Source organism: Nonomuraea basaltis (genome assembly GCF_005893125.1).
GTDB lineage: Bacteria > Actinomycetota > Actinomycetes > Streptosporangiales > Streptosporangiaceae > Nonomuraea > Nonomuraea basaltis.
This window is the reverse complement of record NZ_VCJS01000321.1, coordinates 1-11,320: the sequence shown is the minus strand read 5'-3', so window position 1 is coordinate 11,320 and position 11,320 is coordinate 1. Positions and strand designations below refer to the sequence as shown.

The 11,320-nt window shown below is 69.7% G+C and carries 17 protein-coding genes; 7 read left to right on the top strand and 10 right to left on the bottom strand.

What is annotated here, in order from left to right; translation table 11 throughout:
- Positions 1–139: 139 nt before the first annotated feature.
- Complete coding sequence (locus EJK15_RS78215; RefSeq protein WP_420847178.1) at positions 140–685, bottom strand: Tn3 family transposase; 546 nt, start codon at positions 683–685, stop codon at positions 140–142.
- A gap of 10 nt (positions 686–695) precedes the next feature.
- Between EJK15_RS78215 and EJK15_RS63285 the strand changes: the two genes are divergently transcribed.
- Positions 696–1,706 (top strand): phosphotransferase enzyme family protein, encoded by a 1,011-nt coding sequence (locus EJK15_RS63285; RefSeq protein ID WP_138719922.1) that lies wholly within the window; start codon positions 696–698, stop codon positions 1,704–1,706.
- Between the two features lie 13 nt (positions 1,707–1,719).
- Here the strand turns inward: EJK15_RS63285 and EJK15_RS63280 are convergent, their stop codons facing one another.
- Together EJK15_RS63280 and EJK15_RS63275 are read right to left on the bottom strand one after the other, a co-directional pair.
- A complete protein-coding gene (locus EJK15_RS63280) occupies positions 1,720–2,040 on the bottom strand; it encodes an STAS domain-containing protein (protein WP_138719921.1) in 321 nt (106 codons plus the stop codon).
- A gap of 10 nt (positions 2,041–2,050) precedes the next feature.
- Entirely contained in the window at positions 2,051–2,902 is an 852-nt protein-coding gene (locus EJK15_RS63275; RefSeq protein WP_138719920.1) for a slipin family protein, read from the bottom strand.
- 241 nt (positions 2,903–3,143) lie between these two features.
- On the opposite strand from EJK15_RS63275, the gene EJK15_RS63270 reads away from it, so the two are divergent.
- Together EJK15_RS63270 and EJK15_RS63265 are read left to right on the top strand one after the other, a co-directional pair.
- On the top strand, positions 3,144–3,323 hold the full coding sequence (locus EJK15_RS63270; protein ID WP_138719919.1) for a pyridoxamine 5'-phosphate oxidase family protein: 180 nt from the start codon (positions 3,144–3,146) through the stop codon (positions 3,321–3,323).
- Positions 3,324–3,791: 468 nt separating this feature from the next.
- On the top strand, positions 3,792–4,133 hold the full coding sequence (locus EJK15_RS63265; RefSeq protein ID WP_138719918.1) for a histidine kinase: 342 nt from the start codon (positions 3,792–3,794) through the stop codon (positions 4,131–4,133).
- Between the two features lie 93 nt (positions 4,134–4,226).
- Here EJK15_RS63265 and EJK15_RS63260 read toward each other — a convergent pair whose 3' ends face one another.
- Together EJK15_RS63260 and EJK15_RS63255 are read right to left on the bottom strand one after the other, a co-directional pair.
- Entirely contained in the window at positions 4,227–4,976 is a 750-nt protein-coding gene (locus EJK15_RS63260) for a dienelactone hydrolase family protein (protein WP_138719917.1), read from the bottom strand.
- A 184-nt stretch (positions 4,977–5,160) separates the two neighbouring features.
- The gene (locus EJK15_RS63255) at positions 5,161–5,826 is read right to left on the bottom strand and encodes an SRPBCC family protein (RefSeq protein WP_138719916.1); all 666 of its coding nucleotides are present in this window, start codon (positions 5,824–5,826) and stop codon (positions 5,161–5,163) included.
- Between the two features lie 139 nt (positions 5,827–5,965).
- Here EJK15_RS63255 and EJK15_RS63250 point away from each other — a divergent pair, with 139 nt between their 5' ends.
- A complete protein-coding gene (locus tag EJK15_RS63250; RefSeq protein ID WP_240777996.1) occupies positions 5,966–6,250 on the top strand; it encodes an NAD(P)(+) transhydrogenase (Re/Si-specific) subunit beta in 285 nt (94 codons plus the stop codon).
- Here the strand turns inward: EJK15_RS63250 and EJK15_RS63245 are convergent.
- From EJK15_RS63245 to EJK15_RS63235, 3 genes are read right to left on the bottom strand one after another with little or no spacing between them, the layout of a single operon-like run.
- The gene (locus EJK15_RS63245) at positions 6,238–6,393 is read right to left on the bottom strand and encodes a hypothetical protein (RefSeq protein WP_206062081.1); all 156 of its coding nucleotides are present in this window, start codon (positions 6,391–6,393) and stop codon (positions 6,238–6,240) included. The two genes, EJK15_RS63250 and EJK15_RS63245, sit on opposite strands and share 13 nt — an antisense overlap.
- Positions 6,394–6,402: 9 nt before the next feature.
- Positions 6,403–8,778 (bottom strand): glycoside hydrolase family 65 protein, encoded by a 2,376-nt coding sequence (locus EJK15_RS63240; RefSeq protein ID WP_240777995.1) that lies wholly within the window; start codon positions 8,776–8,778, stop codon positions 6,403–6,405.
- On the bottom strand, positions 8,775–9,524 hold the full coding sequence (locus EJK15_RS63235; protein ID WP_138719915.1) for an HAD family hydrolase: 750 nt from the start codon (positions 9,522–9,524) through the stop codon (positions 8,775–8,777). The genes EJK15_RS63240 and EJK15_RS63235 overlap by 4 nt, the downstream gene beginning before the upstream one ends.
- 100 nt (positions 9,525–9,624) lie before the next feature.
- On the opposite strand from EJK15_RS63235, the gene EJK15_RS63230 reads away from it, so the two are divergent.
- The 3 genes from EJK15_RS63230 (at position 9,625) to EJK15_RS75805 (ending at position 10,857) form a co-directional block, all read left to right on the top strand.
- A complete protein-coding gene (locus EJK15_RS63230) occupies positions 9,625–9,735 on the top strand; it encodes a universal stress protein (RefSeq protein ID WP_276615582.1) in 111 nt (36 codons plus the stop codon).
- Positions 9,736–9,829: 94 nt separating this feature from the next.
- The gene (locus tag EJK15_RS63225) at positions 9,830–10,486 is read left to right on the top strand and encodes a CBS domain-containing protein (RefSeq protein WP_138719914.1); all 657 of its coding nucleotides are present in this window, start codon (positions 9,830–9,832) and stop codon (positions 10,484–10,486) included.
- Positions 10,432–10,857 carry an acylphosphatase gene (locus EJK15_RS75805; protein WP_338089964.1) on the top strand — a complete coding sequence of 142 codons (426 nt, stop codon included), beginning with the start codon at positions 10,432–10,434 and terminating at the stop codon, positions 10,855–10,857. Before EJK15_RS63225 ends, EJK15_RS75805 begins: the two co-directional genes overlap by 55 nt.
- Here the strand turns inward: EJK15_RS75805 and EJK15_RS63215 are convergent.
- Both EJK15_RS63215 and EJK15_RS63210 read right to left on the bottom strand, forming a co-directional pair.
- Complete coding sequence (locus EJK15_RS63215; protein WP_138719913.1) at positions 10,745–10,999, bottom strand: CBS domain-containing protein; 255 nt, start codon at positions 10,997–10,999, stop codon at positions 10,745–10,747. The genes EJK15_RS75805 and EJK15_RS63215 overlap by 113 nt on opposite strands.
- 2 nt (positions 11,000–11,001) lie before the next feature.
- A partial coding sequence (locus EJK15_RS63210; protein WP_138719912.1) for a BON domain-containing protein occupies positions 11,002–11,320 on the bottom strand: 319 nt, incomplete at its 5' end.

Genomic DNA, 11,320 nt, shown 5'->3' with positions numbered 1-11,320 from the left:
TAGGGCTCGATGAACTCCCACTCCACATCCGTCAATTGCACTCGCGTCACGCTGAACGATCTACCGGATCAGGCCCCGAGACGAGGGCAGATCCCGCAGATTGATCACAATCAAATACGCGCCCTAGGGCCCAGCTTGATCACGGCGTTGTCGGGGCAGACGCCGTAGCAGTTGTCGCACTCGAATCGGAATGCGGCCCATGACCAGCGACCATGAACCCGCCCTCGCCCTGGACCGGCTGTTTCGGCCCGGCGATGATGGTCTTGACCGGGACGACGAAGCGCAGCCCATCGGCTGAGGCCAGTTCGCCGCCGCCCCAGGGGTGCACGATCTCCTGGGTGGCGTGGTAGTCGACCAGGGTGGCGTTGGGCGGCCGCCAGCGTGGCGGCGCGGATGTAGTTCTGCTCGGCCCGTCGTCGCCGCGAACAGCGGGCTGCCTTCGCCTCCCGGCTGGTACTTCAATCTCGCTGCAACCCCCCGACGCGCGTAGAGGTCCGCGGCAGGACGCTACGAGTCCACGCACAGGAGCTGACCTCCGACCAGGCGGCCGCTTTCTGGCCGAAGGTTCTGCGCATCGCCCCCCGACTACGCCAGGTTCCCCCAGCGCACCGACCGTGCCATCCCTCTCGTCCGCTTGACACCTGCACCCCGGTGACCCGTCAAGGCTGCCGCGCGTCAGGGCCATCCTTGATGACATGCGGCACATCGAGCAGATGGTTGCGCAGTCCTACGGGCTGAGTCCGGGCGCGTTGCGCAGGTTCCCAGACGGGCAGTCCACGATCAACTACGTCGACGGGCGCGGGCTGTTCGTCAAGGTCTATCGGGACGCGGACCTGGCCAGGGAACGGGCCGCCATCGCGCTATCGCGCTTCGCCGCTGAGGGCGGCCTGCCCACTGCGCCGATCATCCCCACACGAGCGGGAGAGCTCATCGCCGTGGGCGACGGCATCGCGCTGTCGGTGTGGCGATACGTGGACGGCCACACCGTCGAAGGGCTGTCGGCCGCGCGACTGTCCGCTATCGGCACAGTGACCGGCCGGCTACACCGTCATCTTCTGACGCACCCAGCGGGTGGCGCGTTCACCGGTCCGAGCGCCGCGGCCCGGCTGATCGACATCGGCCGCGCTGAGCAGCAGATCGACGCTCTGATCGAGCTCAACGCCCGCGCCGGCGGCGGTGACTTCACCGCCTGGGCCGACACAGCCCTTCATCGGCAACGCGCACTGCTGCCTGAGGTCGCCCGGCTGGCTACAGATCTGCCCGTCCTGACCAGCCAGGTCATCCACGGCGATCTGGCCACGCCCAACGTGCTGTTCGCCGGTGACCGGGTCGCGGCGCTGGTCGACTTCCGGCCACCTACACCCTGGCCAGTGATCTACGAAATCGCGCGGATCGCATGCGATCCACACACCGCGCTCAGCGACGCTTGGCTCACCGGCCTGGCCGCATTCGTCACTTCCTACCGCGCCGCCCACCCGCAGGGCCCGGCAGATGACCTCCTGGCCTGCGTGCGCTTCTGGATCTGCTACACGAGCGTCTCCCCCTACCCGCTGCGGCGGCTCCTTCACGGCCGCGCCCTGCTACCCAACCCGCTCAAGGCCTACGCGCGCATCCGTCATGACGCGCTGCAGAGTGTGCTTGAGCGGTTCGAGGAGGCCGAGGCCGTCGTACATCAGGCGGTCGCGGCAGCCGCCGCCTTCCGCTGAACGGCTGGCGCGGTCAGGGCTCGACGCGGGTGAGGTGTCCTTCCAGCCGGGTGATCTTCAGCAGGCGGAGGAAGGCGGGGGTGAGACCGGTAAGGTGCAGCGCGGTGTGCCGGCGGTGGGCCAGGCGCTGAAGGGCGACCAGGGCACTCAGGCCGTCAGCGCCGATGAAGGACACCCCGCTGACCTCCAGGATCAGCTGCGACCCGCACCCGTTCGCCAGCGTCTGCGCCACGTGGGCGCGCAGCCGGCCGGTGGTGGCGATGTCGAGCTCCCCGGTCACGGTCACGGTCGCCACGCCGTCCTGCCAGGTGGTCGACAGCCGTAGGGCGTCCATCCGCGCCCGATCAGACGCTGTCCGTGGCGCCGTTGCCCGCCGGGACCGCGACCGGAACGGCGACGTCCTTGGCCGGAACGGGTTGGGCGGCGGCGGCCTTGTGCTCGCGGGCGAGGAAGGCGCCGAGTTCGGCGATGGTGGTCATGAGCGGGGCGGGGAAGACGACGGTGCTGTTCTTGTCCACGCCGATCTCCACCAGGCTCTGCAGGTTGCGCAGTTGCAACGCCAGGGGGTGGGCCATCATGATGTCGGAGGCCTCGCCCAGTGCGGCGGCGGCCAGGTGCTCACCCTCAGCGTTGATGATCTTGGCTCTCTTCTCGCGTTCGGCTTCTGCCTGGCGGGCCATGGCGCGCTTCATACTGTCGGGCAGTTGGATGTCCTTCAGCTCCACCAAGGTCACCTCCACCCCCCATTCGACGGTGGTGACGTCGAGAATCTGGCGGATGTCCAGGTTGATGCGATCGGTCTCCGACAGCGTCTCATCCAGGGTGTGCTGACCGACGACCTTGCGCAGCGTGGTCTGGGCGATCTGGTCGATGGCCGCGCGCACGTTCTCGATCGCCACCACCGACTTGATCGCATCGACCACCTTGAAATAGGCGACCGCGGACACATCGACGCTGACGTTGTCGCGGGTGATGATGCCCTGGGACTGGATCGGCATCGTGACGACCCGCAACGAGACCCGGCGCATGACGTCGACGACCGGGATGATCAGCCGCAGGCCCGGTTCGCGTACTCCTTGTACCCGGCCCAGGCGGAACAGCACGCCCTGCTCGTACTGCTTGACGATCCGCACTGCCAGCGCGAACACCAGCAGCAGCACGGCCACGATGATCGCGGGAATGGTCCAATCGTTCATGGTCAGGCTCCGTTCACTCGTGGGCGGGCGCACCCGCCCGGCGGGATCGAGACGGACGTGGTCGTCGGCCCGGACGACAAGCGGCCCGTGGGCGATCCCTTTGCCGGAAGCCTCCAGCCGGCCGCGCCTGGCCGCCAGAGGCGAAAGACCTCTGCCAGGGCGACCGCGAGGGGGCATTCGGCGGCGCGAGGTGGGACCTTCAGCTCTGTCGCGACGGGTAGGGGCTGGCCACGTTGAGCGTATGACGTGGGACGGCATAGGGAACCGCGAGCTGGAGGCGTTGTCGCGTCCGCAGTGCCTGGCGTTGCTGGGGTCGGTGGCGGTGGGCCGGCTGGGCTTCACCCGGGCGGCGCTGCCGGTGATCTGGCCGGTGGACTTCCTCCTGCACGGCGAGTGCTGGTGGTCGGCCACGCCCGGCTGATGCCGGCTTCGCGATTCCCTGTCGTCGACCGGGCAGGCGCGAGTGGGCGCTGCGTCGTCATCGACATCGACCAGATCCAAGGCTGGCGCTTCGCTCCTCGCCTGTGAGTTGTCACCAGGCTGCACCGCCGGGCGCGTGCTTTCGGGACCGCAAGGGGCGTAGGGTCGAGATCAGGAGAAGAATGACACACAGCAGCCGGGCCGCCTTCCGCCGGGTCCGGAACCAGGCGCCGCCGCAGCCCCGGCGGCATCCACCCGTCCACGGCAGCGCAGGCCATCCGATCGTCGTCACCGACGCCTCTCCTGACGGCCAGGGGGTGTGGAGCTCACGTTGGGCGACGGGCGCTGCCGCAGTCATGGTCATCGCTTCACGATCGCCCACCAGCGTCGGCGACCACTGGACCTACCGGCCGGAAACCTCTTCGGCCGGCAGGACGGCGAGCCGGTTGGCGCAGCGAGGAACGCCGCCATGCACCGCACCGGCTTCAGCCAGGCCCATCCGCGCGAAACCGGCCCTGCCGGCCACGTGAACGCCCCGGCGCAGGCCCTGCAGAACCCTGTCGAAGACGACTACCGCATCACCGCCGACCTGCACGACATCCTGGTCAACCAGATCTTCGCCGTCAGCCTGGACCTGCACGCCGCTTTGAGCCTGACCGGCGACGCCCAGGCCAAGGTGCGTATCACCCGCGCCATCCGCGGGCTGGACCATGCCATCACCGACCTGAGACGGACCCTGTTCGAACTTGCCCAGCACACCTCGCCCCCGGATCACGAGCACATCGCCTCCGTCCCGGAGGCCACCACCTGATCTTGCCAGCTCCTGCGGGGCTCATCCGCTGACGGGACCGCCGCTCACGCGACCATGTCCGCACGGCAGAACGACAGCTCGCACCTACGGCCGTCACGGCGGCGGCGTGGGGCCGGGTACGGCCTGCTGCCGCTCAGGGCGGAGGTGGCGGTCGAAGAACGTCACGATCCGCCGGCGGGCGTCTCGGGTGGACGGCCCGTGGTACCGGGTGCCGGAGATCTTGCCCAGCAGGACCAGCAGGGGCGTCATGTCGGCCGGATCGTGATCGTTCATGAAGCCGTGACCGGCCTGCGGATACACCTTGACGTCATGGTCCACGCCCAGGCCGGTCAGGACCTGCTCCAGCCGGGCGGCCGCGCTGCGGCCCAGGGGTGAGCGGTCCTTGCCGCCGAAGCTGCCCACGATGGGGCAGGCGCCTCCCAGCACCTTGGCGGCGTCCTTCGGGCAGCCGCCGTAGTTGACGCTCGAAGCCGCGTACCCATGTCCGGGGGCCAGCGCCAGCGCATAGCCGCCGCCCATGCAGAAGCCGATGACGCCGATCCGGCCGGTGCAGTCCTGGCGCCCGGCCAGCCACCCGCGGGCGGCCTCGATGTCGTCGAAGGTCCTGCCCTGCCGGGCACCGATGTCCCGCATGATCGTGCGAAGGCACTTCAGGCGGCTGCCCCAGTAGTACAGATCGGGCGCGACGGCCAGGAATCCCGCCGTGGCCAGCCAGTCGGCCTGCTCGCGCAGGTCGTGGCTCATCCCGGTGAAATCGTGGATCACCACCACGCCCGGCCACGGACCTGGACCCGCTGGGGTCGCGACATAAGCGGGCATCTGATCGATCGCCACGTTCGTCATGCTTCTCCCTGTCATGCTGGGTGACATAGCGTCGGCCAAGGCCACGAGCGTGAACGTCTGCTTGACGCACCCTGGCACCCCGCGAGCAGTGAAGGCCGGTGCGCCCGGGCGGCCCGGCTGATGGCCGCGGCGGGGCCGCCGCCTGCGACCGCGTCCAGCGCCGGGCCGGGCCTCTCGACACTTCTCAACCGCTTGCTCCTACCCGCTCACGGGTCGACCGGCGTGGCTCCTGCTCGGCTCGTTGCTTGATCCCGCGCAGCATCTTGCGCGTCATCACGAAAGCGACCGCGGAGACGGGCTCGATCAGCAACGGCGCCCACCAGCGCGTGTAGGCGTACCGCTCCCGTACGATCAGCCGCGTCCCGCCGCCAGGCCCCGGCGCCAGCACGAAGGCCCAGGTGAAGTCGTAGGGCGGGGTGAGCGCGCCCATCGGGATGGCGCCGCGCAGCACCAGCGCGCGCCCGGCCGCCACTGCCGCCACCCTCAAGCCGACCTGCGGGGCCAGCCGGATCTCATCGCCCACCGCGATGTCCTGCCACTGCGGCAGGATGCGATCGGCGCTGTGGATGTCACAGCCGGCCAGGTTCTCGGCCAGGTCGTAGCTGTAGAAACCGCCGCGCCCCTGCCCCAGCTGGGCGATCCAGGGCCAGACCCCCTCGACGGGCGCGTCGATGGTGATCGCGCGAGTGGCCACCAGATCGGGACGATCCAGGAGTTCATCACCCGGCTGCCGGCCTCGGGCCTCGTCCTCGGTACTGCCCCAGCCGAGCTGCCGGCCTCGGACCACCAGCCGATAGCTGGCCACCACCGCCAACGCCAGCACACCGGCCTTGCGCCGCGAACCTCGCATCGCCGACACCCCTTCCACACGGCCCCGCTCCTGCCGGCCAGGCTGTCACGATGCCCGCCGGATGTTCAGGGCCGAAAGACCTCAACCTCCCGGCTCGCGGTATCCCGGCACCCCCATCCACGAAGCGCCGGGGACCGTCGTGGCGCTCGTCGTGGGCGCCAATGACGTAGTCAACCCGGCAGCCCGCCGTCCGGGAACCGCCGTGTCCGGCATGCCGATCATCGACGCCGACCGCGCCAAGAGCACGATCGTCATCAAACGCTCCATGGGACACGGCTACGCGGGCATCGACAACGAGTTGTACAGTGCTCCCACCACCGGCATGTACTTCGTCGACGCCAAAGGCCCTGGTCGAGATCACGGCCGCGGTCAAGGTGCTCGTCGGCTGACGACGTATCTCCGGCACACCCTTCAAATACCGTGAATGCGGCGGCCGGTGGTCTGGTGGGGAACGATGCGGATGTTGAGGCGGCGCTCGCCTCCCGCCCATGGCGTGACATTGACGGGCAGCACCGTCGGCCCGTGCGAGCCGTTGAGCGCGACCCAGTCGATCCCGCCCGGTGCCATGAGGCGCAGTCACTCTTCGGGCTCGAGGACTTTCAGAACCGGGTCGTTGTCCGCGAAGCCGGTCACCGGGGCAACGGTGGGACCGAGCCGGTCGTGGTGATGGCCGACACGGCCTCCGAAGCCACCACCACCTATCGTGATCATTTTTTCTTCGATGATGGTCAGGCCGGCGCCTTGGGGCAGGGCGATGCCGTTGACGCGTGTGCTTTCCTGGTCAGCCTCGATGGTGAGCCGGAGCCCGCGGAAGAGGAGCGGCAGAGACAGCGCACCGAGCCGGTCGGGCAGGAGCGGGTTGAGGTGCAGGCCCTCGGGGCGCGGCTCCAGGCCCAGGTAGCAGCGTTGCAGCATGTCGAGGGTGCCGGCCATGGCGCCCAGATGGATGCCCTCGGCGGCGGTGCCGCCCTGAACGTCGTGGACGTCACTGATCAGTGCTTCGGCAAAGAACTGCCAGGAGCGGGCCCGGTCGGAGCGGGCCAGGACCCAGGCGTGGACGACGGCGCTGAGGGTGGAGCCGTGGCTGGTGCGATCCAGGTAGTGGGTGATCGTTCGCGGTATCAGGCCGGGCTCGGCCGGGTAGCCGAGCCGGTCCAGAATCGCCAGTAGTTCGTCCGCGGTCAGCAGGTAGAACAGCATCAGGGTGTCGGCCTGCTTGGACGCCTGGTAACGATTGACGTCGTCGCCGTCGGCTTCGAGTGCCCGGTCCAGACGGCGCACGCCCTTGTAGCGGCCCCAGTCGAGTTCGGCGAGTTCGGCGTAGCCGGTGAACTGGCTGATGACGCCGTCATGGAAGTCGACCCGCATACGCCGGGTGATGTCCTCCCACCGTGCGGCTTCCTCTGGGCCGACTTCGCCAAGTTCGAGCGCGCGGGACAGTAGCCACACGGTCATGACGTTGGTGTAGGCGTTGTTGTCCAGGCCGGGGGAGGCGGCGCCCGGGTAGGCGGTGTGATATTCGTCGGGGCCCATGACGCCGCGGATCTCGTACCGGCCCGAGGCCGGGTTGAGCACGGCCAGTGAGGCGAAGAACCTGGCGATGTCCAGCAGCAGCTCCGCGCACCAGGGCGGCATGGAGCCGGTGGCCAGGCGGTACTGCCACACGTTGTAGGCGATGGCCAGGCCGACGTGGCGTTGCAGGTGGGAAACGTCCGGTAGCCAGCGACCGGAGTCGGGGTTGAGGTGGTAGGTCTGGGTCTCCTCCCGGCCGTCGCTGCCGCTCTGCCAGGGGAACATCGCACCCTCGCATCCCGCCTCCCGGGCGGCGGCCCTGGCCTCGGGCAGGCGGCGCCAGCGGTAGCGCAGCAGGCCGAGGGAGATCTCCGGGAAGCGCAGATTCAGCCACGGCAGCACGAACAGCTCGTCCCAGAACACGTGTCCCCGGTACGCCTCGCCGTGCAGGCCGCGGGCGGGCACGCCGGCGTCCAGGTCGGCGGTGTGCGGGGACAACGTCTGCAACAGGTGGAAGACGTGCAGGTGGACGATCTGGGACAGCTCCGGCCCGTCCACGTCCAGACCGGCCCGCTCCCACAGCCGTTCCCACTCCGCCTCGTGGGCGTCCAGCAACTCCGCGAAGCCCGCGGCCAGCCGCGCCCGTCGGAGGGCGGCGGAGAGCGGGTCGTGGACGGCGCGATCGCGCGAGGTCAGCAAGGCGACGACCTTCGTGAGCGTCACCGGCGTGCCCTCGACGACGTCCAGTACGTGCTCCGTGGTAATGCGGTCCAACTCCTGGGAACTGGAGCCGGGGACGGGTGCGTCCATGCGTGCGGCGAGCGCGACGGTGAGGCGAGAGGAGCGAGTGGTCGCGGTCAGCCAGGTCAGCGCGTCCTGGACGCCGGTGGCGTGGCCGGTCAGGTGGTCACCGCGCAGGTCACGATAGCGAGCGACGCCACTGTTGGTCACCCGCCCGTCCAGGGTGGCCCGGACGCGGAGCGGACCGGACCAGTTCTCTGCGGTGAAGGTCGTCTCCAGGGCGGCGAGGGCGGGATCGGCCATGGAAACCAGGCGGCGTTGCCGCACCCGCGTGACGCGGCCCTGCTCGTCGCGCCAGCGCAATTCCCGTAGGAGCACCCCGTGCCGCAGGTCGAGCTCCTGGGCGTAGTCAAGCAGGTCGGCCCGCTCGGGGTTGAACCAGTCCGAGCCCGGCGTGGCGAAGGTCAGCGGCAACCAGTCCGGCAAGTTGACCAGGTCCTCGTTGACCACTGTCCGGCCTGCCACCTCGGAGGCCAGCCGGTCGTAGCAACCCGCTTGGTAGGTGCCCGGCGTGCGGATCCGGCCGTCCGGCGTGGCACCGCGCGTGGCGAACCGGCCGTTGCCGAGCGTGCACAGCGCCTCGCGCAACCCCTCCGAGGCAGGGTCGAACCCCTCGTATGCGAGTACCCACGGGTTCATCGCGACCTCACGGGGACACGCCCGGTCACGGCCAGTTCAGCCAAGTCCGCCACGACGACGTCAGCTCCCGCATGGCGCATCGCCGCCTCCTGCGACCCGCTGCGATCCACGCCGATGACCAGGCCGAACGCGCCCCTGCGCCCGGCCTCCACACCGGGGAGCGCGTCCTCCACGATCGCCGCCTCGCCTGCGGCCACCTCCAGACGCCGGGCGGCTTCGAGGAAGAGCGCCGGATCAGGCTTGCCGCGCAGGCCGAGTGCGGCCGAGTCGTTGCCGTCGACCACCACGTCGAACAGGCGCATCAGGCCCACAGAGGTGACGACCATGCGGCAGTGCTGGCTGGCCGACACCACCGCGGTGCGGCAGCCGCGCCGCCGCAGCTCGTGCAGGAGGGCGACGGTCGAGGGGAAGGCGGCCACCCCGTGCTGGGCGATCTGTTCGACGAACAGCGCGTCCTTGGCCAGGCCAAGGCCGTGCACGGTCGGTGCGCCCGGTTCGTCGTCGGGACCGCCCTCGGGCAGCGTGATGCCGCGGGAGGCCAGGAAGGTGCGAACACCGTCGAGCCGCGGCCTGCCGTCCACGTTGCGCAGGTAGTCATCGCGGATGTCGAACGGGGCCGACCGGCCACGCAGGAAGCCGTCGAACACGTGCTTCCACGCGGCGGCGTGCACCCGAGCCGTGTCGGTGACGACACCGTCGGTGTCGAAGACCACGGCCCGCAGCCTCGTCAAATCAAGGGCGGCCATACCGAGGACGGTACCCACCCGCCTCCGCCGCAGCCAGGGCCCTTGGACCCTTACACCAGCGACCTCCGGCCCTGCACCCGACAGGCCCGAGGGCGGTTCCATGAGTGGTGACGCGCATGGGCGCGGTGCGATGGGCTCGATGCTCCTCGGCTCGGTCAGCCAGGGCGTCCTGCATCACGCCCGCTGCCCGGTCGCGGTGGTCCGCTCGTAGACGCCGGGACCTTGGACCCTGGCATCCGGGACCTTCGCCGCTGCCCCGCGGCGGCGCGGTGCGGGACCGTGAGACAGGAAGTGAGGTGGACGCCATGTCGCTTGAAGTCAAGGACATCATGGGACGCGTGGCAATCGCCGTGCTGGAGGACGCGCCGTTCGGCGACATCGTGGCCGCGATGAAGCGGTACGCGGTCGGCGCGGTCACCGTGATCGACGCCGACCGCCGGCCGGTGGGCGTGGTCTCGGAGGATGACCTGCTGCTCAAGGAGATCGACCCGGTACGGCACAGCGTGTCGATCTTCGAATCCCGCCAGCAGCGGCACGAGCACGACAAGGCTGCCGCGGTCACGGCTGCCCAGCTCATGACCTCGCCGGCGATCATCGTCACCCCTGGCACTCTCGTGCGCGACGCGGCCCGGCTGATGCACGACAAGCACATCAAGCAACTGCCCGTGATCGATCCGGAGACGAGGTGCATCATGGGCACCTTGCACCAGCATGACGTGCTGCGGGTCTTCACCCGTCCCGCCGCTGATCTGGAGGCCGACATCAGAGCCGTGCTCGCGGATCCTGGCACCGTCTCCATCGAGACGGACAAGGGCGTCGTGCGGATCAGCGGTCACGTGCGGTGGAGGTCTCAGGCCATCGCGCTCGTGGAGGAGGTCCGTACCGTCGAGGGCGTCGTCGACGTCGTGTGCGAGGTGGTCTCCGACAACGACGATCTCGTCGTCGTCCCGCCGCTGATGTAGGAGAGATCGTGGACACGGCATGGCGGATCGAGGTGTACGGGATCGTCCAAGGCGTCGGTTTCCGGCCCTTCGTCCACCGGCTGGCGACCGCCATCGGGATCCACGGGCATGTCAGGAACGCGGGCGGGCACGTGGTCATCGCCGCGAGCGGCTCGCCGGCCCGGCTGGAGGCGTTCGTCTCCGGCCTACGGACCCAGGGGCCCGAGGTCGCGCGCGTTCGCGATGTGGTCGTCACTCCCGGGATGTCCGAGCGGGAGGTCACAGACTTCCAGATCGTGGAGAGCGCGGCGGCTCGCCGGCGGTGGCGAGGGGGAGCACGGTGGCGCGGGGGTCGGGCTCGAACTCGCCGCGCAGCAGATCCAGCTCGCTGACCACGCCGACGAGGCGGTCGCTGTCATCGACCACGGGTGCGGCGGTGATGTCGTGGCCGTACAGGGTCCGGATGGCCCGCCGCACCGGATCGGTGCGGCGGACCGTGATGGCCGGGCTGCTCATGACCTCGCGCACGAGCATGGCTACCTGGCCTCCCACTTGGAGTCGTCCTGCTTCCAGGTGAGCTCGTTGACGACGTCGACGACGCCGTTGACCCGGGCGGCCATGCGGGCGGCCATGCGGGCGGCGATGCCGGTCTCGGTGCGGCGGTCCATCCAGCCGGTCAGCGTGACCACTCCGTTGTCCACCGTGACGGTGACCCCGTCGGTGTTGACCCACAGGGTGCGGCCGAGGATGTCGTCGCGGATCTCGGCGGCGATCTCCGCGTCGCCGCGCAGGAACAGTTTGACCAGGTCGCGGCGGCTGACGATGCCCACGAGCCGGCCGTTGAGGTCGAGGACC